The organism is Lewinella sp. IMCC34191 (genome assembly GCF_003390935.1).
Taxonomy (GTDB): domain Bacteria; phylum Bacteroidota; class Bacteroidia; order Chitinophagales; family Saprospiraceae; genus Neolewinella.
Map to the genome: position 1 here is coordinate 51,469 of NZ_QNQZ01000016.1, position 23,669 is coordinate 75,137.

The window sequence follows — 23,669 nt, forward strand, 5'->3', positions numbered from 1 at the left end:
GTTGCCCCAATCTAACCACGCGGCCCCAAATTCGTTCGCCAGCCGACCTATGTCCGAGCCCCTACTTTCATTCGTCGAGCATGCCGGCCATCGCCTGGCCATCCTGTCGCACGTCAATCCCGCGGCTACCCTACCGCCGGTGGTGTGGATTCACGGGCTCACGGCCAGCGTCCGCTTCTGGGAAGCGGCGATGTATCCGGAAATCAGGGAGTCACGGAGTTGGTTTTCGATCAGCCTTCCCCTGCACCACCCCAGCAGCTACGCCGGCAACATTACGACCGATCACCTGAGTGAGCAGGTGTTCGCGGAGCTGGTTCACCGCGCGGTGGAATCGGTAATCCCCGGACAAAGCTTTCATATGGCGGGGTATAGCCTGGGCGGGTTCGCCTGTCTCAACTACGCGGCTAAGCATCCGGGTCGGGTCATGTCCGTGATCAGCATCGGGGGCTTCATGACCGGGCGGGCGAAAGGGCTGGAGGGTGTACTTCAATTCTTCAGTAAAGGATCTTTGGTTCGGAAGGTGCTGTTTCATGCGGGATGGTGGGTGATGCAACAGCACATACTCTTTCTCAAACTGGCTACGATCTTCTACGCCCGGCGCCGGCGGCGGCTTCTGAGCTACCCGCAGCTCGACCCTACCCTCCACCACATTTTTCCGGACGTTAGCCGCCATTCGATCCGGGGGCAGCGAATGCTCTTCCGCTACCTCTTGGATATGGATCTGATGGATGAGATCGAAGAGATCCGCATTCCCGTGCTCGCGATCGCCGGGACACGCGATCCGATTATCCCCTTCACGCACCAGCGGGCGTACGCCGAACGGCTTCACAACGGTGAACTACTGGCCCTGCCGGGCGTCGGTCACGTGGCTTTCGCGGAGGCCGCGACGGATTTTAAGCAAGCCGTGCTCAGTTGGCTAGCTCGATACGACTAAAGCCGTCCCCGACCGGTTCGAGCCGGATCTGGCAGTGTACCCGTTCGCGTAATTGTTGGACGTGGCTGATGATGCCAATGGTTTTCCCCCGGGCCTGAAGTTGCTCGAGGGTGGCCATGGCTTGGTCGAGCGTCTTCCCGTCCAGCGTACCGAAGCCTTCGTCAATAAAGAGGGACTGGATCAATTGGCGGCCGCCGGCCAGATCCGCCAGGGCCAGCGCCAGGGCCAGGCTGACCAGAAAACTCTCCCCGCCGCTCAGGGTCGACATCGTCCGGCGGTTGTCGTTCATATAGGTATCGATGATCTCAAGTTCGAGCTCCTCCTTTTCGCCGGGTGCGGGAGGGGCATATACCATCCGGTAGCGAGGGTTGATGGTTTCCAGGTGATCATTTCCTAGGCTGACCAGGCGTTGCAGGGTGATACTTTGAGCGAAACTGCGGAACTTTTTCCCGTCGGCGGAGCCTATAAGGTCATTCATGCGGGCCCACCGATCCCTTTCCTTCTCGAGCCCGGCAAGCTCCCGGTTCAGCCCTTCCAGCTTGCGTATCCGGACGTCGTCTTGCTCGAGCTGTTCTTTTAACTTACCGATCGCCTGGTTGGCCGCGGCCTGTTCCGCTTCCAGTTCCTTGAGCTGGTCCTCGACGGATTCGCGTCGTTCCAGTCCTTCCAGTTGGCTTCGGGCGTGTTCAAGTTCGCTGCTCACCTGGTTAGCGAGGGCCTGCGCGGTATCCCGTTCCCGTTCGGCCAGTTGATTGCGCTGGCGTAACTGCTGGGCTTCGTTGGCAGGGAGTAGAACCGTTCGGGCGGTTCCGCTATCGATACCGTGCTGGGTCAGCGCTTCTGTCAACCCCTTCCTCAGTGTTGATAGCTTCTCCAGAATGTTACCCTGCCGCTCGAGCAGGGAGCTTCGTCGTTCCTGCAGGGAAGCGTTTTGGGTGCGCAGGTTTTGCAGTTCGGTATCGACTTCGCGGAGGGCTGCGCGTAGCTTTTCCTCGCGGTCCCGGAAGCGACGACGGCATTCGGCAGCGGTGTGCTCTCCGATCAGGGCTTGCTTCTCACCGGTTGCCGCCCGGATGTCTTTGTCGAGTTGCGTCACTTCGGAAGCGATGGTGCTCATCCGTTCTGCCGTCTCCTTTAAGCGTGCTTCCAGATTAGCCAGGCGTACTTCCTCGGCACTCAGTCGCGGCAGGAGCGGGCGTAGCTTGCGCAGATTTGCGAGCCTTTGTCCGTCGACGGCAAGTTGCTCTCTGAAAATCTCCTGCCGGGCCGTTAGCGTAGCGGTATCGGATTGGGGCGGTTCACCAAGAGAACTCAATTGCTCGGATAAGTCGGCGGCAACGGTGCGCTCGTGCCGTTGTTGCTGTTCGAGCGCCTGGACATTGCGGAGTACCGTTGTAAATCGGTTGTCCAATTCGGTGAGCTCATTTTGGGCCTGCGTCAATTCGCGGGTAAGGGCAGCAACCTCATCTTCGCCCGGTGCGTGGCCAGTATACGGATGGTCAAGGGAGCCGCAGAGGGGGCAAGCCTCCCCATCGTGGAGCTGCCGGCGATGGCTCTCCAGACTCGCGCGTAGATTCGCATTCTCCCGTTTGGTTCGTAGCAAATCGACCCGAAGCTCGGCCTGCTTTACCTCCGTTTCCAACCGATCGCGATTGGTAGTGACCTTGGTCACTTCCTCAGTAAGGCGTTGAGATTCCTTTTCGCGCTGACGCAGCCGATCGTTGAGTTGGAGATACTCCAGATCCCGTTCGATCTGCCGCAGCAGGCTTTCCCGTTCCGGGAAGCGTCGCTCGAGCGCCTGGGTTTCGTCCTCGATGGCCTTGGCCGTCAGTCCGCCGAGATCGCTTTGTATCTGCGCGATCTGCTTCTTGACCTCCCCTGCTTCCCGGGTGAGCGCCTGTTGTGCTTCCCGTTGCCCGGCGCTGTCCCGGGTAGCACGTTCGCGGTCCCGGGTGAGCGTAGCTATTCGGGATTCGAGAGCTTCAGCGGCTTCCAGCTTGCGTTCTCGTTCCGGAGCCTTCGCTCGGAAATCTCGTTCGCGGTCCTGAAGCGTTGTCAGTCGTTCTTCGGTGGCTTTAGATTGCTGAGCCAGCGTATTAACCGCTTCGTCGGTTACCTTGAGTTGGCCGCTGATTTCTTCCAGGGTAGCGGCCAATAGCGCTTCGCGGTCGAGATCGGCACGTAAGGGGTCCAGGGAATCACTGCGTTTCAGCTTTTCCCGCTCCGGGGCTAGGCCTTCCCAACTGGCGATAGCGGTCTGCAGTTGGAGGGCGGTCGTCCGGTGGCGTTCCTCTAGCTTTGCCGCGGTGGTGTACAGGTTTAGCTGGGTGTTACGGAGGGCTAGATTCGTCTTGACGCGCGCCACCGCTTGCTCCACCGATGCCAGCTCCTTTTCCAAGCCTTCGCGTTCCTCCGCCGGAAGCGGCAGCGCGTCCTGCCGGGCCTCCATGGCCCGATCGTAGGCTTCGCGCGCCAGTTTATGTCGCCGGAAGGCCCCCACACTCAACCGGCGGTATATTTCCGTACCCGTTATCTGCTCCAGGATGGCCGATTTATCACCGGCATCCGATTTTAGGAAGCGATCGAAGGCCCCCTGGGTCAGCATCACGGAACGCACGAAACGCTCGTAGTTGAGGCCGATGACCTCTTCGGTGCGGCGGGCTACTTTCTTTTTCTTCGTTGCCAGAATTTCGTATTCGCCAGTCTTCGGGTCGAAGCGGCTGATCTCGTGCTGGCTGGCTACCAGATTCCCGTCGGGCTTCCGGTGGGCACGGTGGCGGCGCCATACACTGCGGTAGCGTCCGGTGGTTGTCTCGTACTCCAGCTCGGCGCGACACTCGCCCGTCCCGTGGGACATCACCGAATTCACCCCGTCGGGCCGATCGGTTTCTTTCTTGTTGCGTTCCGTTTGTCCGTAAAGGGCTAAAGTAATGGCATCCAGAATGGTGGTTTTGCCCGCGCCCGTAGGCCCCACGATCGCGTAAAGTGGATTATCCGCCAGTGGCGGCGCCGTAAAATCTATGGTATGCTCCCCCTTCAGCGAGTTCAGATTGAGGAGCCCGATGCGCAGTATCCTCATAGTTCTTCCTGTTCCTCAACCCAGTTGTACAGATCGGCAAAATCGCCTTGTATTTCCGTACGGTGTTGACCGGAAAAAGCCTGCCGGTCACAGAGTTGATCGAATACGTCCGGGGGGCGTAATTCCTCCAGTTGGCGCAATGATGCAGAAGACCGGGTATCGGGGCGTGGAGTAAGTCGTTCGGTACTGATTCGTAGCAGTTCCACCGCCGGGGGTTCATCGGTGGTTCCTTGCGTATCGAGAATTACCTCTAGTAGCTTCTCCCGTAAGTTAGGCACGGGATCATCGCTTAGCACGCGCACTTCCACCCACGGCCGGAGCGTCTCGCCCGCGGCCTCCCGCACGGCCCTGGCGAGTTCTTGTTTTACCTCGGGGAGCGGAGCGTGAAGGCGAACCAACTTTCGCTGAGTGGGCACCCGAATCTTTTGAACGTTCACCGTTTCTCCGGCTGCACCCAGCTCTACGAGACAGACGCTCCGGGCCCGCTGCCCTTCCACGAAAGTGAGAGGTACGAGGCTTCCGGCGTAACGGATGTGATCGTGCTCACCGACGTGCTGCGCGCGGTGGACGTGCCCCAGCGCAACGTAGTCGAAGCATGAGGGAAAATGCTGCGCCTGGATATTATTCTCGTCGGCCTGGTAGATATAGGACTTCTTTTCGTCGTCGTCGCTGGCACCGGCCGCAAAAAGATGCCCGGTCACGATCATCGGGAGTGTCGTATCGCCGCGTGCGGCCATGGCGGCCCCGGCAATATCCGAAAAGTGATCGCGGATACTCTGGCGGAGCCGGTCAAGTCTTTCCGTACTGCTCTCTCCAAACTGAGAAGTCCGCAAATCCCGTTCGCGCAAATACGGAACGGCGGCTACCACTACGGATTGATCGCCGCAGTCGATGCGAAAGACCCGGTCTGCGGGCGGCGAGCCGGCTGCACCTACCACGTGCAGGCTAAGCTGACGTAATAAGCCACGGGGCGCATCCAACAAGGAGGGACTATCGTGATTACCTCCGACGATAACCGCGGCCGCGCAGTCGGTACGGACGAGCCCGGCCAAGAATTCGTAGTAAAGTTCCTTTGCCTGGTTGGAGGGATTCGTGACGTCGAAGACATCCCCGGCCAGTATCACAAGATCGGCCCGTTCCGACTTCACGGTCTGCAGCAACCACGCCAGTGCACCCCGGTGTTCGGGCGTCCGGTCCCGGTTGTAAAGCCGGTGCCCGAGGTGCCAGTCTGCCGTGTGGAGAATGCGCATCAGTCGTTACCGGTGAATTTGCGGTGTTCGGGATTATTGCGGTAGAAAGGCGGGTAGTCTCCGTTGGGTATTTCGGTGCGGCCCTCCGCGCATTGCTGGAACTCGTAGATCTGGGCCCGGAAGGAGCCGCCGTTACCTACGCGGACATCAATTTCAATGCGTCGGTAATCTTCACCCGGCAGGCCGGTGACGCCTTCGTAGGCATCCAGCATCTGCCAGGTTTCCGCTGCCTGATCATCGCTGATCCGGTAGAGTTCGCCTATGGTTTTACCCTCTCCGGCCAGGAAACCGGGATACCCACCCAGATCGACCAGTCTGCCGCTTACGGTGGCCTTTCCCACCAGCGTGGCCCGACGGCGTAGAAACTTGCTCATGCTCGATGGAATGTCGCTGCGCAACGTGCCGTAGACGAATAGGTAGTTGGTGGCATCATTCATATCGGGGTGGTTAGCGGGTGGCGATGGCGAAAGGCTTCCATAAGTTCAAGGTGGTGATAGTGCACGACGCCTTCCCGGTAATGCTCGGCAATGTACGCCAGGACGGCCTTCCGCCCTTCCCCATCCGGGACGGAGGCACTCGCTTCGTCGATCCAGTCCATCGTATCCGCCGGCAGTAGCTTTTCGATGGCAAACTCATGCCCCTCCTGGTATGCTTTCGCCAGGTGACTGTAAATCGTAGCCTTTTTCACGCCACGGTTAGTGGCAATGGCCTTCACCGTATCACCCGCTTGCAGCGCGGCCAGACTCACCAAGTGGCTGGGCGTATCTCCCTGCCGCTCTCTATCCTCGGCCCGACGTTTCTTGCGTACGTCACCCGCACGGGCTTTTACCGCAGATGCAGGCGCGGCATCCGATTCGCCTTCAAATTGGCGGATAGCCTGCATGAAATGGTCGCCGAAGCGCGCCAGTTTGACCTCCCCTACCCCGTTGATCCGTGACATGGCCAGTTCGGTCGTCGGCTCGGCGGCGGCCATTTCCTCCAGCGTCTTGTCGGAAAAGATCAGGTAGGGCGGAATGGAAGCTTCCCGGGCAAGCGCGCGCCGTACTTCGCGCAGTACGTCGAAGAGGGAGTTGCGGCTTCGCGGCGCGGCCGCCCGTTTGGCGGTGCGGCTCTCCTCCTGCTTCTTGCGATCGCGGATGGTCTGAAATTTCACCAGTTCCACGCCTTCCCCGTCAAACAGTACCCTGCGGGCGGCCGGGGCCAGTCGCAGTTTATTGAAATCCTCGTGGGCGACGTAGAGGTAGCCGAGGCTGATGAGTTGGCCGAAGTACTGGTTCCAGTCGTAGGTGGACAGGTCGCGTCCGGCACCGTAGGTCTTTATCCGGTCGTAGCCGTTGGCGAGAATATCCTTCCGTCCGGAACCCCGTAGAATATCGATGGTCAGTCCCAGGCCCGTCGATTCGCGCAGGCGGGCAACGGCGCTGAGGGCTTTCTGGGCCAGCACCGTACCGTCGAATCGTTCGGGGGGATTGGCGCAAACGTCGCAGTTGCCGCAGTCTTCCCCGTGGTCTTCACTGAAGTAGTTGAGCAGGATGCGGCGGCGGCAGGCAAGGCTTTCGGCGTACTCCTTCATCCGATCCAACTTGGCCAGCTGAATGTCGGCGTTGCCACTGCCGGAGATCATATCCTTGAGCGTCGTGTAGTCATTGTAGGAGTAAAAGAGAAGCGTGTCCGCGCTGGCACCATCGCGGCCGGCGCGGCCGATTTCCTGGTAATAGTTTTCCAGGTTCTTGGGCATGGTGTAGTGGATCACCCAGCGGACGTTGCTCTTGTCGATCCCCATGCCGAAGGCGATCGTGGCGCAAACGATGAGGGTTTTGTCGCGGATAAAGTCAGACTGAACTTTGGCCCGCTTCTCCGCGGAGAGCCCCGCATGGTAGGCCTCGCTTTTGTAGCCGGCTTCCCGCAGCTTCTCGGACAATTGCTCGGTCTGCTTCCGGCTCAGGCAATACACGATGCCCGCCTGGTTCGGCCGATCGCGTAGAAAGCGGACGATCTGCTCCCGCCGCTTCTGGCCGGGTCGTACCTCCAGGCTGAGGTTGGGTCGATTGAAGGAGGCGATGAATTGCTTGGCATCCGGGATGCCCAGTTGCTCGGCCATATCCCGTCGGGTCAGACGATCGGCGGTGGCGGTGAGCGCCAGCACCGGCACGTCCGGGAAGGCCTGCTTTAGTTGCCGCAGGCGGGTATACTCCGGACGGAAATCGTGTCCCCAGGCGGATATACAGTGTGCCTCGTCGATGGCGAAAAGACAAACGCGACGCCGCCGGAGAAAGGTGAAAAAGCCAGGAGACAGCAGTTTTTCTGGGCTGACGTAGAGCAGGTGTAATTCGCCGTTTTCGTAAGCTTGCTCGACGTTGTGCGCTTCGCTGCCGCGCTGGGTGCTATTCAAAAAGGCGGCGCGTATCCCAACCGCGTGTAAGCCGTCCACCTGGTCCTTCATCAGGGAAATCAGCGGACTGACCACAACGGCCGTACCGGGCATGGTCACGGCGGGAATCTGGAAACACATGGATTTTCCGCCACCCGTCGGCATAAGTACGATACCGTCCCGTCCCGCGTAAACGTGCTCGACGATCGACAGCTGCAGCGGCCGAAAATCATCGTAACCAAAATACTTTTTCAGGGCGGCGAGGGCCTGGGGGGAATCCATACTTTCTCTTTGTGGCGAAGAATGCAAATATTACAAAATGTTTCAATAATCGCAAGGCTGTTTGAAATATATCTGTCACGAAGGGATAAATTCTTAAGTAATACTTTGAACCTCCGGGACTAGTCCATAATTTTAGCTTTGAAGATGGCTGATCGCTTCTGGAACCGGCAAATCAATCGCCTCGAACAGGCGGGAAACAATGATTTTCTCCTGATTTTAACGGGAGGGGCGAAAGCGTACGCTACGCACGAGCTTCACCAGTTGTTGCGACGCCTGCGTATCGAATCCATGCGGTTGCGGGAACTGCGGCGAACCATATTTCGCCTCGCCATTTGCGTTCCCCTCATGTTATTCGTTGCCTGTGGTGCAGGCTTACTGGGTTGGCACCCCGTGGTTTACGGGACGCTGGCGGCCCTGATGTTCCTGACACTATTATTGGTGGGTGCAAATGTTTACTTGCGCGGACGCTTCCAGTGCCACGACCGGGGCAAACGGCTGAGGTGCATTATTCAGCAGGAGCTGGAACGCCGCCGGAAGGATGTCGGAGCCGTCTAAGTAAGTACGTAGCGCAAACGATAGCGTGTTTTTTCGGTTATTCGAGAAAACACTACCCTTATGCAATACCCGAACCGGTGGCTGCTGCTACCCATCTTTTTACTTGGCCTGTCGGTGTCCGCTACGGCCCAGTCCACGACTATCGATTTTGAGAAGTACGAGTTAGACAACGGCCTGAAGGTGATCCTTCACCAGGACGAGACCGCTCCCATCGTAGCCGTCTCCATCATGTACGAGGTGGGCGGTAAGGACAGCTTCGAGGACCGGACCGGGTTTGCACACTTTTTCGAGCACCTGCTATTCGAAGGCAGTGAGAACCTGGAGCGCGGGGAAATCGACGATTACGTGGAGGGAGCCGGCGGTGCCCTGAACGCGAATACCAGTGACGACCGTACCTACTACTACGAAATACTGCCAAGTAATCAGCTGGCCCTTGGCCTATGGATCGAGAGCGAGCGCCTGTTGCACGCGAAGGTTCAAACGATTGGTGTCGAAACCCAGCGGGATGTCGTGAAAGAGGAACGCCGGGAACGCATCGACAACCAGCCCTACGGTAAACTCCGTATCGAACTGAATCGACGGGCCTTCCGGGAGCATCCTTACAAGGATCCCCTGATTGGCTACATGGAAGACCTGACCAACGCCGAGGAGGCAGACTTCAAGCGCTTCTACGAGACCTACTACGTCCCCAACAACGCGATCCTGAGCATTGCGGGTAACCTCGACATCGCGGAGACGAAAGCACTCATTGAAAAGTATTTCGGCGACATACCCCGAGGCCCCGAGCCGCCCCGCATCACGGTAGTAGAAGCACCACTGGGCGGAGAAGTACGCGACACCGTTTACGACCAGGTACCCCTCCCGGCTCTGATCATGGGATACCGTACCGTGGGTCGGGACCATCCGGACTATTACGCCATCAGCATGATGAACCAGGTCCTGAGCCAGGGACAGAGCAGCCGGCTCAACAAGGCCCTGGTAGACGAGCAGGAATTAGCCGTACAGGTGGGAAGCTTCCCCTCCAACAGCCAGGATCCCGGTCTGGCGATCGCCTTCGCCCTGACAAAACCGGGTACCGAGGATCTGCGGCCCATAGAGGAAGCGTTCCAGCGGGAGATCGACCGCATGAAGAACGAACTGATCACCGACCGCGAGCTCGAAAAACTCCGCAACCAGATCGAAGTCAGCGCCATTTCCGGGTACGGAAGCGTAGCCGGTATTGCCGAAAGCCTGGCCTACAACGAGATGTTCCTGGGCGACGCCAATCTGATCAATACCGAAACCGACCGCTATATGGAGGTCACCAAGGAGGACATCCAGCGGGTCGCCCGTGAATACTACACCGATGATAACCGGGTGCTGCTCTACTGGCTCCCCCAGCCCAGTAGCCGCTAAACCTAAACCCCATTACCAATACATACACATGTCACGCACATATTTATCCTTAGCCGTACTCCTGTTTCTCCTGATCCAGGCCTGCGGAACCCCTAAATCCTCTCCTGCCGCAACGGCCAATTCTACCAGCGCCCCGCCGCAGGAAACCGTTGAAGAGACTATCCAGCAGGATTTTCGTGCCTCGGCCCCCGAAGCCGGCCCGGCCCCCGAAATCGAGTTAGGTGATTTTGAAGAGTTTGAGCTGGACAACGGACTGACCGTCGTTTTAGTCGAGAACCATAAACTGCCCCGGGTCAGCTACCAGCTTTACGTTGACGTACCGCCCCACCTGGAAGGGGAATACGCAGGTGCCCAACAACTGCTTGGCAGCATGCTGCGCCGGTCAACCAGCGACATGACCAAGGAAGAAATAGACGAGGAGATCGACTTCATCGGGGCAAGCCTCAGCACCAGCGGTGCCGGTGCATACGCCGCCACGATCTCCAAGTACAAGGAGCAGGTCATCGAACTCATGGGAAAGGTCATACTGGATGCGGCCTTCCCGGAAGCGGAATTTGCCAAGGTGAAAGAGGATGCCCGCGCGGCGCTCGCCGAGCAGCTCGCGACGCCCGATGCCATTGCGAACCGGGTACGCCAGGCCATCACCTACGGTACCAACCATCCCTACGGGGAACAAATGACCCAGGCCAGCTTGGATTCGACCAGCCTGGACGTAGTGAAGTCCGTGTACGATACCTACTTCGTACCGAACCGCAGCTATCTGGTCATGGTCGGTGACCTTACTCCACAGGAGGCCCGCCAATTAGCTTCCGACAACTTTAGTGATTGGGAACGCGGGGACGTAGCGGAGCCCGAATTCCCTACTCCACAACGACCCGACGGGGTAACGGTGAACTTCGTGCCCCGGGCCGGTGCCGTGCAGTCCAACGTCATCATCAGCCATCCGATCACGTTGAAACCGGGAACCAAGGAATCCATCCGGGCCAGCCTACTCGACCAAGCGCTCGGTACCGGGTTCAACAGTCGCCTGCTGGCTAATCTTCGCGAAGACAAGGGGTACACCTACGGAGCGTATAGCAGTATTGGTGACGATCCCCGGGTCGGCAGTTTCCGTGCCTACGCCAATGTGCGTAACGAAGTTACCGACTCAGCGATCGCCGAATTTATCTACGAGTTGGATCGGCTGCAGGACGAACCGGTGGACAGCCTGGAATTGGCCGTTGCGAAAGCCCGGACGATGGGCTCATTCGGACGGGCGCTGGAAAGCCCACAGCGAATCGCCAGCTTCGCGCTGAATACCGTCCGCTACAACCTGAACCGGGATTTTTATCCCAAGTACCTGCAGGTGGTACAAAACTCCAGCCTCAATGATATCGCCGAAGTGACGAATGACATCATTACCGCCGGCCAAACCAACATCATTGTTGTCGGTGACCCATCGGTCGCCGATAAGCTAGCTCGCTTCGCCACTAGCGGAGAGGTGAACTACTACGATGTGAACGGAGAGCCGGTAGACATGGAACAGATGTCCGCACCCGTCGACCTGACTCCGGAAGAAGTACTGAACGGGTACTTCGAGGCGATCGGTGGTAAAGATGAGGCCCTGGCGCTCGAAAACGTGTCCATGCTGCTCGAGGGATCCGTGCAGGGGCAGACGTTGTCGCAGAAGATGACGACCACCAGCGACGGAAAGATGAGCAGCCAAACCAGTATGAGCGGCATGGTGGTGGCCGATCAGCGCTACGCGGATGGCAAAGCCTCCATCAAGCAAATGGGCCAGGCGGTTGACCTGCCGGATGCCGCGGTCCAGGCGCTGTCCGAGCAGGCCGTCATCTTCCCGGAGGCAAATTACCTGGAGGACCTCAGCAGCGTAACGCTCGAAGGAACGGAGATGGTAGATGGCCAGCAGGCGATCGTACTGGTCGTCGAAGGGGCCGGTGGTCCGGTACGGGAGTACTACGACGCCGAAACCATGCTCAAGCTACAAACCATCCGCACCCAGGGGCCGCAGACGATTACGCAGGGTTATGGCGATTATCAGCCGGTTCAGGGAATCCTGTTTCCCCACTCCTTGACGTTGACGGGGATGGCCCCGTTCCCCATCGAGTTATCCGCCACGACAATAGCGGTCAACACCGAGCTTGATCCGTCCCTTTTCACGATCGACTAGTCACCTTTCTACCGTTGGCATTACAGAACAAGCAGCACGAGCCCATTGGCGGTTCGTGCTGCTCTTTTTTTGGGATTACCCGCCGTACTTCAGGATGCAGTAGATCGCCCGGAAACCGTCGCGCCAGCCAATTTTCTTCCCTTCCTTGTAGGTTCGACCGTAGTAGCTGATGCCAACCTCGTAGATGCGGATACCGGGAATCCGGCTGATCTTGGCCGTTACTTCGGGTTCAAAACCGAAGCGCTGCTCCACGAGGTGCAGCGACTGCAACTGCCGGGTACGGAACAGCTTATAGCACGTTTCCATATCCGTAAGGTTGAGGTTATTGAAGGCGTTGCTCAGGGTCGTCAGGAACTTGTTGCCGATCGTGTGCCAGAAAAAGAGGATGCGATGGGGCTTGCTGCCCTGAAACCGGCTGCCGTACACGACATCGGCGAAGCCGTCCAGGATAGGCTGCAACAGTTCGTTGTACTCCTGTGGATCGTACTCCAGGTCGGCATCCTGAATAATCAGGTACTCGCCGGTCGCCAGCCGGATACCGGAGTGCAGAGCGGCCCCCTTTCCCAGGTTAACGGGATGCCGGTGATAGCGAATATTGAGTTCGGGGTGCTGGCTGGTGTAGCGCTGCACCGCTCCTTCCGTATCGTCGGTGGAGCAATCGTTGATGATCAGGAGTTCCTTCTCTAATCCACCGATCAGCTCAACAGCTCTCACGCGATCGAGAATGCGGTGGATGGTGGCCGCTTCATTGTAAGCGGGAATAACAATGGAAAGCGTAGAGGAAGGATTCACGTCATGCGTACAAAAGCGCTATCAGTAACAACACTACAAATAGCTTGCCGCAAAGCTCGTCAAATTTCATAATAGGCGGGTAAACTTGCTGAATATTTCTCGGTCTGGTGTACCTGAGGGAAAATTTCTGGCACCCATTTTGCGGAACGAATATCGATTCAGGCGTGTTCGGCGATCAAACCGATTATCAGTAAACGAACTCGTGCCTTAGTTTTGACAGCCAGTTGAGCGTAGGCGCGGAGCAGGGCAGTAACTTCGCATTCTATGGATATCATCCTCTTCGCCAAGGCGCTCCACGTAGTTGGCTTCGTAAGCTGGTTTGCCGGTCTCTTTTTCCTCGGTCGACTCCTAGTGAATCACTCGGAAACGGATCAGCTGGCGGCCGGCGGTGAAGCCGACGGGGCCTTTCGCGCGGAAATCTTACAGCAGGAGTACATCGGTATGGAGGATCGGGTATACCGGATCATCACCAATCCCGCCATGATGATCACCTGGGCGGCGGGCCTGACGATGGTCGCGCTGAATCCTTCGTATCTGTACAGCGGAACGCCGGGGTGGCTGATCATAAAATTACTGGCCGTCATCGGGCTGACGGTATACCAGGTGTACACCAAACGCAGACTCATGCTGCCGATGCAGGCCGGGAAGCGCCCCTTATCGCCGTGGAAACTCCGCCTGTGGAACGAGGTACCCACCTTTTTTTTGGTAAGCATCGTATTTACCGCCGTGTACGGTAAAGTGGGTGAACTAAGTTATCTGTACCTTGGGATTGGCGTACTGATCTTTTGCCTATTAGTCTACCGCGGGGCGGTAGCCTATCGCAACCGGCGTGCGGCCGCCTAACACTGCAAACCCCAAATCACCCAGGAATGATCCATCTTGGAATAATTGAAGATGAGCCGATTATGCTCGCCAGCGTCGAGGAATGTTTTGAGGCTAACCGGGACGTCCGCGTAGAATTAGCGGCCACCAGCGTCGAGGAATTTCTCAATCGGCTCCCGGCCAGCAGCCCGCTCAATACGCTGTTGCTCGACATCATGCTTCCCGGCATGAATGGCATTGCCGGCATCCCCAAGTTGCTCGAGCGCTGGCCGGAGATGGATATTATCATGCTGACTAACAGTGACGAGAGCGACAATATCTTCCGGGCGCTACAGGCCGGTGCCGTCGGTTATATTTCCAAACGAAGGGTAAATCCTACGATTATCCGCGACGCCGTCCATACCGTCAATCGGGGGGGCAGTTACATGAGCCCCAGTATCGCCAGGCAGGTGGTCGCCTTCCACAACCAGCAACGTAAAAAAGCGACCGTCAACGTAGCGGACCAACTTACCTCCCGCCAACTGGAGATCGTGCAAGGGTTGGTGGACAACCTGAGCTACCGGGAGATCGGTGAACGCCTCGACATCAGCATCGAAACGGTGCGGGACCACATCAAGAATATCTACCGCAAGCTGCAGGTAAATTCCAAAATGGAAGTGGTCCACAAGAAATTGAAGGGAGAAATTTAGCCCGTCAGCAAGCCAGGAAGGGCAGAAACAGTGATTCTGCGTATACTGCGGGAGGCTTATCCGTTTTCGGTATAGCCGCATACAGCCATCCTGCTTAGTGTACGATCATGACAACAGAGTTAATTGCCTACGTCGGTGAATTCATCGGCACGGCTCTCCTGATCCTTTTGGGTAACGGCGTAGTGGCCAACGTGCTGCTTGCGCAGACAAAGGGTCACGGGAGCGGACTAATCGTCATCGCTTTCGCCTGGGCCATTGCCGTTTTTACGGCGGTGTTCATCACCGCTCCCCTGTCGGGTGCCCACCTGAATCCGGCGGTGACGCTCGGTTTGGCTCTGGTGGGGAAGTTTTCCTGGGCGCTGGTTCCCGGCTACTTTCTTGCCCAAGTGCTGGGTGCCTACCTGGGACAGGTTCTGGTGGTCCTGGCCTATCGCGATCATTACGGTGCTACGGAAGATTCGGGCCTGATTTTAGCAACCTGCAGCACGGATCCGGCCATTCCGAACAACTTGTCCAATACGCTAACCGAAGCGATCGGCACCTTTGTGTTGGTCTTTGCCGTCCTGTACATCACGGGGCCGAAATTCGGGGAAAACGCCGGCAGCCTGGGCGCACTGGATGCCCTGCCCGTAGCCTTGGTCGTTTTGGGTATCGGCCTGAGCCTCGGTGGCCCGACGGGCTACGCGATCAATCCGGCACGTGACCTCGGACCCCGCATCGCTCACGCGACCCTGCCGCTGCGGCATAAAGGGGACAACAACTGGTCGTACGCATGGATCCCGGTAGTCGGCCCCTTACTGGGAGCGGCGGTCGCGGCGGGACTGTGGCATCTGGTGCCGGTAGCGCTTTAGCTGTCGAAGCGAACGCGGAAGGATACACCACCTTCACCAACTACGTCGGAGTAGGAGTAATTCTCGAAGTAGAAGCGAGTCGGGGTATAGGAGATGTACGGCTCGATGGACATGGACGAGTGACGGGATAGCTCGAATTCGTAGCCGATAAATCCGCTCACGGTTTGCTTGGCAAAGTTGCGGTATTCCGGGTTGAAGCTGCCATTCACGAAATCATTCTCAATCCAGGGGTCACCAATCCACCGGTTCAGTACGCCACCTACGCCAATGAGGAAGCGGTCGTTCTTTTTCATATAGTTGGTGCGGGCAATGATGGCGCCGGGCATTTCGATGGCGTAATACGTAATCCGGTTTTCACCCATGGCGATCTCGTCCGTTTCCTCGAAGCGGCGCTCTACCTCGTAATAATGGCGCCGGACGGCGATGTTCATACCGCCCCGTACATAGATATTGGGGATGACCTCGTATTCGAGGTACCCACCCAGGCTCACGGAGGAGGCCATACCCGATTTTCCGGTGGTCAGCTTTTTGGCGCTACCGGATTTGGGAGTGGACGCGATGTAGTTTACCTCGGGAGATAAGTGAAGGCCGTAAGAGAGCCGCGTTTGGGCTTCAGCGGTATTGAGGGTACAAACCAGCAACAATACGAATACGGTAGAATAGCGTAGCAAGTGCCGCATGAAGGCAAAAGTTTTTTGGGAAGATGAATGTCCCTTTTTAACTCCCTGCCACCTTCGCTTAGTACGGCCTTAACAAATTTGCTGCTGCAAGCCGTCGTCAATCAGTTATCAAAACGCAGGCGCGCGGCTATACCCGCCTGGATGTCATTTTTGCTAATGGATGCCGTCTCGAAGCGGAAGCGGGTAGGCGAATACGCGATATACGGTTCGATCCCCAAGACAAAACGATCCGAAATGTAGTGGTCGTAGCCGACGAAGAAATTCACGCCCCGATACGCTTCATCAATATAGGAACGGTCGGCGCTCCCGGCGACGAAATCCGTTTCCACCTGAGGATCGCCCAGCCAGCGGTCCACTACCCCACCCACGCCCACGGCGAAGCGGTCGTTGTTGCGTAAATACAGGAAGCGATAAAGGATCGCCACGGGAATCTCGATCGCCGTATATACAATGCGGTTGCTACTATTTGCGATTTCGTCACCGTTCTCCGGCTGGCGCTGTGAGACGTCGTAATTGTATCGCTTCCGCGTGTAATTGAGCCCCCCGCGGAGAAAAAGACCGCTGAAGATTTCATACTCCAGGTACGCTCCCGCCGTATAGCCAAGCGAGACGCCTGTCCCGCCAGTGGTTTGTAAACCGGGCAGCTCACTTTCCCACGGTTCGGATGTAATCCAGTTAACTTCAGGGCCTACCATTACGCCCAGATCCAGCCGCTGTTGAGCAGTGGAGGAGGAAGGAATAATCAGTAAACACAAAGCACTGAAAATGAAGGACCAATGTAAATATTGGTTCAGCATTAAGCTTTATTTGGTAGGGGTAGTTCGTCAGATTCAACACATTAGCTTCCGTTTGGGTGCGGTAACCGAGGCATTGACGGCCAAAATAGATGTTAAAGTTTTAGTTGTTCATACACCCTTCTCTTTTACGGTGAGCGCCCGGATAGGTACCTTACCGGGATAACTCCTTCGCATGCTTAGTGTACGCAACGTTTTTTTGGCCTGGCTACTACCCGCCGTCTTCATTCACGCGCAGGAATGGCGCGTGGAACCGCCGAACTGGTGGGCGGGAATGCAAGACACTACCGTCCAGCTGCTGATTCACGGTGCGGACGCGGGCGAAATGACCGTCTCCGTATCCGGCACGGAGGCCAGCGTGATCCGGCAGCACTCCGCCGATAGCCCGAACTACCTCTTCGTCGACCTGCTTCTTCCCTCCGGAACATCGCCACAGACGCTGGAACTACGTTTCTCCAGAAACGAACAAGTCGTCAATACGCACGACTATGCTTTGCTCGAACGGAGGCTTCCGGCGGATGAAGTTGTCGGCTTCGATGCCACGGATGCGATCTACCTCATCACGCCGGACCGGTTTGCCAACGGCCACCCGGCTAACGACTCCGTTGCCGGGCTAAAGGAGGGACTGGTGGACCGGTCGGCCGGTTTCGCGCGTCACGGCGGCGACCTGCAGGGTATCACCGACCACCTGGACTACATCGCAGACCTGGGCTTTACGGCGGTATGGCCCAGCCCGGTACTGGAAAATGATATGCCCGCCTGGTCGTATCACGGCTACGCGATTACCGATTATTACCGGGTGGACCCCCGATTCGGAACCCTGGCCGATTACGTGACGCTGGCCGATGCGGCCCGGCAGCGCGACATTAAACTGATCATGGATCAGGTCGTCAATCACTGCGGCTCCGAGCACTGGTGGATGGATGACCTCCCCTTTGCTGATTGGCTGAATTTTCAGGGGGATCCGCAGGTCACCAACCACCGCCGTAGCGTACACCAGGACCCGTACGCCGCCGAAGTAGACAAGGAACTAATGACCGGCGGCTGGTTCGTACCCACCATGCCCGACCTCAACCAACGCAACCCCTTCCTCGCGCGCTACCTGATACAGAACAGCATCTGGTGGATCGAAACCCTCGGCCTGGGCGGAGTAAGGCAGGATACCTATCCCTACCCCGACGCTGATTTTTTGGCGGAGTGGTCCTGCCGGATCATGACGGAATACCCCAACTTTTCCATCGTTGGCGAGGAATGGTCGTACGAGCCGTCCACCGTAGCCTACTGGCAACGGGGCAAGGAAAATCCCGACGGCTACCGGTCGTGCTTGCCCAGCGTTATGGACTTCCCCCAGCAAGCCGCCCTGATCGGTGCCCTGAACGAGGAAGAAGGCTGGGACACGGGACTCATCAAGCTTTATGAGGCTTTGGCGCAGGATTTTCTCTACGCCGATCCGCAGGCGATCATGGTATTTGCGGAAAACCACGATATGGATCGCTTAGCCACCCAGCTCAAAGGAAACGTGGCAGCCATCAAAATGGCGCTGACGTACCTGGCGACCGTACGGGGTATCCCCCAGTTTTACTATGGTTCGGAAGTACTGCTCGACAACGATTCGGCACCGGGGGATCACGGCATCATTCGCAGCGACATGCCGGGGGGATGGGCGGGCGATGAGGTCAACGCCTTCACCGGGAAAGGACTTTCCGCCGATCAACGCGCAGTTCAGGAGCACCTGAAAAATTTGCTGCGCTGGCGGAAGGAGAATGAAGTCGTTGCCCGCGGCAAGACCCTGCACTTCGCCCCGGAGAATGGCGTGTATGTATACGGCCGTTACGACGACGACAACCGGGTAGCGGTGGTGATGAATAAAAACGAGATGGCCGTGAGGCTACCTATTGAACGCTACCGGGAGCTTTTTGGCTCCGCCCGGGAGGTCGAGACGCTCGACGGGGAGTTACAATCGATCTCGGAAGAGCTGGTCGTTCCTCCACAGGCCGCGACGATATTTAAAATTCATTAAATCCTGCGCTCCGCCGCCCCATTCATTTACAATGGCCCTACCCGATTTACCCGCCCGGCATGCCGGTAGTCACCACGACACGGTGAGCATGTATTGTGCTGACGGTCCGGCGCAGCGGGCATACGCTGCCGTTAAAGAACGTCTTTACGCGATCGATCGGTGGCGCGAGCTAAACGACAGCATCAAGACCGACTTTCTGCTTTGCGGACCCGAAGGGGAACCTTCGACCCGATCACCCCAAAGAGGAGACTATATCCGGATCGACCTGGCCGGTCCAGGGAGCCCTTCGGGCGGGGGCTATGACTGGGTGGTCATCACCCAAATAGCGGAGGAAACCGGTGACCAGCCCTGGGCGGCCATGACGGTTAAACCCAGCCCACCCCCGGGGCAGGACCAGGGAAACGTAGCCCACTTCTATGAAGGAGGCGCTACCAATACCTTCGTGGTCCGGCGAGTCGGGCAATGTATCCTGGCCGAAGTGCACGGGCGCAACGAGGAACCGAACGTAGCGGACGCTCCCCTGCTCGACCGGTTACGGAACGAGGCGGTAGCCCTGGCGGGTAAACTGGGCTTCGGAAAGGTGCAGTGGAAGGACTGGACCGACGGGATGGTCTCAGTTATCCAGACGAACCCGGACGGAGATACCGGTTTCGAGTAGAATACGAGACCGGCTGGACGTCTCGAGCCGAAATTCGCTGGGCACGTAAGCGATGTACGGCTCATAACTCATCACGAAAGCATCGGACAGCGGCCGTTCGTAGCCGCCGAAGATCGTCAGCGTGTGCTTGGCCACCGATACCGGTTCGGCCACGGACCCCTTGCGGAAGAAGCTGGTTTGGTAGACGGGGGCACCGTTCCAACGATTGACCGTGGTGCCTACGCCGACAAGGTAGCGTGTATCGTGCCTCTGGTAATCAAAATGGTAGATCAGGGAAACGGGCACCTCGATGCTGGCGTAGCTGATCCGGTTGTGCCCCTGGGCGACCTCACCGGTTTCGGCGAAGGTGCGTTTAACGGTGTAGTGGTTCCGTTTGTAGGATAGGTCGATGCCGGCCCGGGCCGACCAACCGGGTGCGAATTCGTATTCCAGATATCCGCCGCCACCTATGGATACGGCCAGGCCGTCGTCACCTGCCGTCGGCATATTGGATGGGCGCATTTCAGCGGATGAACTGGTGATGTAGCGCATTTGCGGAGTGAGGTGACCGCCAATGTCGAGCGGGGATTGTGCGACCGCTACGGCGGGGATGGCGAGCAGACCGCAGTGTAGAAAAAATTTTGCGGCGGAGCGCAGGTAGATGTTCATTTAGTGTCGGTTAGGATAAGCTATAAAACCATCCCCTAGCCAGGGATGTGCGGTAGTGCTAGACGGCCGAATCACGAAAAGTCACACATGGTCTTCCGACTTATATAAAAGGAAGGGGGAGGTGAACAATTTACTAATCGTACGATCCGTATATTTGCGGCCCCTTTCGCAGGCCCGGGTCATGGGAGGCCCCGGTGGCGAGAGGTTTTCACCATCTTCTTCAACGTGGTGGTCCGCCCGATTCCGACGGCGGCACCGCCGGAACCTAAATTCTTTACTATGCAAGGCAAGGGACTTATCAAGTTTTTCCTTGTGGTCATGATCCTCGTGACGGTTGCACAGTACCTCTTCGTCATCCCCACCAACGCGGTGGAAAATGACGCGGACGAGTACGCGCAAAACCTCACGGGAGACGACTCAGGCGAAGCTTACCGCATTGCTCGCGCGTCCTATCTGGACAGCATTTCCGACCAGGAGGTCTTCCGACTTCCGCTCATCAAATCGTACACCTACCAGGACCTCAAAGCCCAGCAACTGGCGCTCGGTCTGGACCTCAAGGGCGGCATGTCCGTCGTCCTCCAGGTGGATCTCAGGGAGTTCCTGAGATCACTGGCCCGCAATACCAAGGACCCCACATTTGAAGAAGCCCTAAACGCAGCCTCCCAAGCTCAACAGAACGCCGACGAAGACTTTATCGAGCTCTTCGGCGACGCATGGATCGAAACCGCCGGCGACAAGAAGCTGGCCACGATCTTCGGCCGCAACGACGCCCTGCGCGACCAGATCGGCATCAACACCTCCGACGCCGAGGTACTCCGCATCCTGCGCGAGAAGGCCGACGAAACCGTCAACCTCACCTTCGTTATGCTGCGCAAGCGTATCGACGAACTCGGTGTGGTACAGCCCAACGTAAGCCTGGACGCCGAGCGCGACCTCATCCTGGTCGAACTGCCGGGCGTAGAGAACCCCGAGCGGGCGCGCAGCTTCCTGCAGGCCGCCGCCAACCTGGAGTTCTACGACGTAGTCAACATCGACCAGGCCAGCGTGAACGCGCTAATCCAGGCCGATGAGCTGTTGGCTCGCCGCGAGGCACTTGCCGAAGGTCAGGACAGCGCCGAGTTCAGCACCACCGAAATCGTGCTGGACACCGTTTACGCTACCGACGCGGACGGCAATCTGCTGGCCGACAGTATCGCCTCCATCGAGGAACGGGAAGTACCCCGCCAAACGGCCGGTCCGCTTTTCAGCCTGCTGACCCCCAACCAGGGCAACCTGGGTCCGGCGGTGGTTGGCGTAGCGACGGCCGGTAACCGCGACGCGATCACCAATTACCTCAACGATCCGGAGATCGCCCGCCTTTTCCCTCGCAACGCGATCTACCGCTGGGGCGACCGTCCGCTGGACTTCGGCGAACAGGCCGACGCCGCCGAGCTGTACGCGCTGTACCAGCTGAACCTCCCCCGCGGCGGCGAAGCTCCCCTGACGGGTGAGTACGTGACGCGTGCCAGCTCGGGTCCCGACCCGAACGGACAGGTGGCCGTTAACCTCAGCATGAACTCCGAGGGAAGCCGCATCTGGGCCCGCATGACGACGGAAGCCGCCAACGCCGGTAACCGTCAGGTGGCGATCGTACTGGATAGCCAAGTGGTCTCCGCCCCACGCGTAAACGGCGCTATTACGGGTGGAAGCACCAGCATCACGGGCGACTTTACCGTGCAGGAAGCCACCGACCTGGCTAACATCCTGCAGGTCGGTCGCTTGCCCGCCCGCACCGAAATCATTCAGGAGAGCATCGTGGGGCCCTCGCTTGGCGAAGCGAACATCAATAGCTCCATTACGGCTTTGCTGATCGGTTTCGGGTTGGTACTGGCCTTCATGCTCTTCTACTATGGTGGTGCGGGTATCGTGGCGATCGTATCGCTGCTGCTCAACCTGGTATTCATCTTCGGTGCCCTCGCCAGCCTCGGTACGGTCCTTACCCTGCCGGGTATCGCGGGTATCCTGTTGACGATCGGTATGGCGGTGGATGCCAACGTGATCATCTACGAGCGTATCCGCGAGGAACTGCGGACCGGTAAAACGGTGCCCCAGGCGGTGCGGGACGGCTTCGGCAACTCGTACAGCGCGATCATCGATGCTAACGTGACCACGATTCTGGTGGCTGCGGTTCTTGCCTGGTTCGGTCTCGGCCCGATTAAGGGATTTGCCGTCGTCTTGATCGTGGGTGTTATCGCCTCGGTCTTTACGGCCGTCTTGGTGGGTCGCCTGATGGTCGACTACTGGGTCGAGAAAAAGGGCACGATGTCTTTCTGGACGGGAGCCAGCCAAAACCTCTTCGCGGACGTCAACATCGACTGGCTGAGTAAGCGCAAAGTGGCCTATACCGTGAGCGGTATTATGGTCGCGCTCTCTATCGTAGCCATCCTCGTGCGGGGCTTCGACCTCGGGGTAGACTTCCGGGGGGGCTATAGCTACACCGTAGTGCTCGACGAGGCCGTCACAGCCCAGGAGCTGCGGAGCAGCCTGGAAGGCCCCTTCCAGGGCACGCCGACGATCAAGTCGGTGGACTCCGACAATACCTACAACATCGTCACCAACTACCTGGTGAACGAAACCGGGCTGATCGACGACCAGGAGCCGCAGGATATCGTCCTTGCCGCGCTGCACGAGGGTATCGTCGATGCGACCGGCAACACCAACCTGACGCTGGAAGAATTCGGCAACATCGAATCCACTACCGGATCGCACATTACCAGCGTGAGCAAGGTGGGGCCGACCATCGCCGATGACATCAAGCGTTCGGCTCTGTGGGCGGGCGTGATCGCGTTGCTGGGCATCTTCCTGTACCTGCTGCTCCGCTTCAATGGTAAGCGCTTCTCTACCGGTGCCGTTGTCGCCCTGTTCCACGATACCATCATCACCCTCGGTGTCTTCGCAGCCTGTTGGGGATGGATCGGCTTCAACATGGAAGTCGACCAGGCCTTTATCGCGGCTATTCTGACGGTGATCGGTTACTCTATCAACGATACGGTGGTTGTATTCGACCGTATCCGGGAGTACCTGAACAACCACGTTAGCCAGGATAAGAAGACCATGATCAACGCGGCCGTGAACAGCACGATCAGCCGGACGGTCATGACCTCCTTCACGACGATCCTGGTGGTCTTCGTGCTATTCCTCTTCGGAGGAGCCAGCATCAAGGGCTTTGCCTTCGCGCTGTTGGTAGGTATCGTAGTGGGTACGTACTCCTCGATCTTCATCGCCACGCCGATCGTTTATGACCTGACGGACGAGCAGGAAGTCAAAAACGTGAAGACCTCGGAAGAGGCCCCCGTCACCACCTAGCCCAAGCTGACCTCCCACAGCCAAGCTAGATGAAAGCCCCGCCCGGACTCGTTCCGGACGGGGCTTTCTGATTTATGGTGCGCTTTTGGTAGTCCGCACACGCGCAGGTAGCCTACTGCGTACGGCTACACTCCGAGGTGCTGTCTTCTCACCAGTAGGAAGTACGAGGACCTCGGAGTGTGCTGTACCTGCGCGTGTCCGGAATAGCAGGGTTCAGGCCTGCCCGTGTCCGGGGCAGCAGTCGTGTTTTCGCCGCACACGCGCAGGTCGCCTGCTGCGTACGGCCACAATCCGAGGTGCTACCTTCCCACCAGTAGGAAGTACGAGGACCTCG

Annotated in this window: 18 protein-coding genes; 10 read left to right on the forward strand and 8 right to left on the reverse strand. The window is 58.1% G+C overall.

Going from position 1 to position 23,669, the window contains the following annotated elements:
- Positions 1–49 precede the first annotated feature (49 nt).
- Entirely contained in the window at positions 50–934 is an 885-nt protein-coding gene (locus tag DRW39_RS21175) for an alpha/beta fold hydrolase (RefSeq protein ID WP_116109132.1), read from the forward strand.
- Here DRW39_RS21175 and DRW39_RS21180 read toward each other — a convergent pair.
- The 4 genes from DRW39_RS21180 to recQ are packed head-to-tail and all read right to left on the reverse strand — an operon-like array spanning position 909 to position 7,916.
- Positions 909–4,013, reverse strand: a complete 3,105-nt coding sequence (locus DRW39_RS21180) for an AAA family ATPase (protein ID WP_116109133.1) — start codon at positions 4,011–4,013, stop codon at positions 909–911. The two genes, DRW39_RS21175 and DRW39_RS21180, sit on opposite strands and share 26 nt — an antisense overlap.
- Entirely contained in the window at positions 4,010–5,263 is a 1,254-nt protein-coding gene (locus tag DRW39_RS21185) for an exonuclease SbcCD subunit D C-terminal domain-containing protein (RefSeq protein WP_116109135.1), read from the reverse strand. Before DRW39_RS21185 ends, DRW39_RS21180 begins: the two co-directional genes overlap by 4 nt.
- Positions 5,263–5,700 (reverse strand): gamma-glutamylcyclotransferase, encoded by a 438-nt coding sequence (locus DRW39_RS21190; RefSeq protein WP_116109137.1) that lies wholly within the window; start codon positions 5,698–5,700, stop codon positions 5,263–5,265. The genes DRW39_RS21185 and DRW39_RS21190 overlap by 1 nt, the downstream gene beginning before the upstream one ends.
- Positions 5,697–7,916: a DNA helicase RecQ gene (gene recQ / locus DRW39_RS21195; RefSeq protein ID WP_116109139.1), complete on the reverse strand. Its 2,220-nt coding sequence runs from the start codon at positions 7,914–7,916 to the stop codon at positions 5,697–5,699. The genes DRW39_RS21190 and recQ overlap by 4 nt, the downstream gene beginning before the upstream one ends.
- 144 nt (positions 7,917–8,060) lie before the next feature.
- On the opposite strand from recQ, the gene DRW39_RS21200 reads away from it, so the two are divergent.
- Genes DRW39_RS21200 through DRW39_RS21210 form a run of 3 tightly spaced genes read left to right on the forward strand, consistent with a single transcriptional unit; the run spans position 8,061 to position 12,036 of the window.
- Complete coding sequence (locus DRW39_RS21200; RefSeq protein WP_116109140.1) at positions 8,061–8,471, forward strand: hypothetical protein; 411 nt, start codon at positions 8,061–8,063, stop codon at positions 8,469–8,471.
- A gap of 60 nt (positions 8,472–8,531) precedes the next feature.
- Complete coding sequence (locus tag DRW39_RS21205; protein WP_116109142.1) at positions 8,532–9,866, forward strand: M16 family metallopeptidase; 1,335 nt, start codon at positions 8,532–8,534, stop codon at positions 9,864–9,866.
- A 28-nt stretch (positions 9,867–9,894) separates the two neighbouring features.
- The gene (locus tag DRW39_RS21210; protein WP_157976285.1) at positions 9,895–12,036 is read left to right on the forward strand and encodes a M16 family metallopeptidase; all 2,142 of its coding nucleotides are present in this window, start codon (positions 9,895–9,897) and stop codon (positions 12,034–12,036) included.
- Positions 12,037–12,111: 75 nt separating this feature from the next.
- Here the strand turns inward: DRW39_RS21210 and DRW39_RS21215 are convergent, their stop codons facing one another.
- On the reverse strand, positions 12,112–12,828 hold the full coding sequence (locus DRW39_RS21215) for a glycosyltransferase family 2 protein (RefSeq protein ID WP_116109145.1): 717 nt from the start codon (positions 12,826–12,828) through the stop codon (positions 12,112–12,114).
- A 264-nt stretch (positions 12,829–13,092) separates the two neighbouring features.
- Between DRW39_RS21215 and DRW39_RS21220 the strand changes: the two genes are divergently transcribed.
- The 3 genes from DRW39_RS21220 to DRW39_RS21230 all read left to right on the forward strand — a co-directional run bounded on the left by DRW39_RS21220 (position 13,093) and on the right by DRW39_RS21230 (position 15,190).
- On the forward strand, positions 13,093–13,671 hold the full coding sequence (locus DRW39_RS21220) for a CopD family protein (protein WP_116109147.1): 579 nt from the start codon (positions 13,093–13,095) through the stop codon (positions 13,669–13,671).
- A gap of 26 nt (positions 13,672–13,697) precedes the next feature.
- Positions 13,698–14,339 (forward strand): response regulator transcription factor, encoded by a 642-nt coding sequence (locus DRW39_RS21225; protein WP_116109148.1) that lies wholly within the window; start codon positions 13,698–13,700, stop codon positions 14,337–14,339.
- 107 nt (positions 14,340–14,446) lie between these two features.
- Positions 14,447–15,190, forward strand: coding sequence for an MIP/aquaporin family protein (locus tag DRW39_RS21230; RefSeq protein WP_116109150.1), 744 nt, complete (start codon positions 14,447–14,449; stop codon positions 15,188–15,190).
- On the opposite strand, the gene DRW39_RS21235 is transcribed toward DRW39_RS21230, so the two are convergent.
- The gene (locus DRW39_RS21235; RefSeq protein WP_116109151.1) at positions 15,187–15,870 is read right to left on the reverse strand and encodes a hypothetical protein; all 684 of its coding nucleotides are present in this window, start codon (positions 15,868–15,870) and stop codon (positions 15,187–15,189) included. The genes DRW39_RS21230 and DRW39_RS21235 overlap by 4 nt on opposite strands.
- A 101-nt stretch (positions 15,871–15,971) precedes the next feature.
- Positions 15,972–16,667 carry an outer membrane beta-barrel protein gene (locus DRW39_RS21240; RefSeq protein WP_116109153.1) on the reverse strand — a complete coding sequence of 232 codons (696 nt, stop codon included), beginning with the start codon at positions 16,665–16,667 and terminating at the stop codon, positions 15,972–15,974.
- A 172-nt stretch (positions 16,668–16,839) separates the two neighbouring features.
- Between DRW39_RS21240 and DRW39_RS21245 the strand changes: the two genes are divergently transcribed.
- Complete coding sequence (locus DRW39_RS21245) at positions 16,840–18,684, forward strand: glycoside hydrolase family 13 protein (RefSeq protein ID WP_116109155.1); 1,845 nt, start codon at positions 16,840–16,842, stop codon at positions 18,682–18,684.
- A gap of 31 nt (positions 18,685–18,715) precedes the next feature.
- Entirely contained in the window at positions 18,716–19,342 is a 627-nt protein-coding gene (locus DRW39_RS21250; RefSeq protein WP_116109156.1) for a hypothetical protein, read from the forward strand.
- On the opposite strand, the gene DRW39_RS21255 is transcribed toward DRW39_RS21250, so the two are convergent.
- Positions 19,298–19,990: a hypothetical protein gene (locus DRW39_RS21255; protein ID WP_116109158.1), complete on the reverse strand. Its 693-nt coding sequence runs from the start codon at positions 19,988–19,990 to the stop codon at positions 19,298–19,300. The genes DRW39_RS21250 and DRW39_RS21255 overlap by 45 nt on opposite strands.
- Before the next feature lie 279 nt (positions 19,991–20,269).
- Here DRW39_RS21255 and secDF point away from each other — a divergent pair, with 279 nt between their 5' ends.
- Complete coding sequence (gene secDF, locus DRW39_RS21260) at positions 20,270–23,335, forward strand: protein translocase subunit SecDF (protein WP_116109159.1); 3,066 nt, start codon at positions 20,270–20,272, stop codon at positions 23,333–23,335.
- The last annotated feature ends 334 nt before the right edge of the window (positions 23,336–23,669 follow it).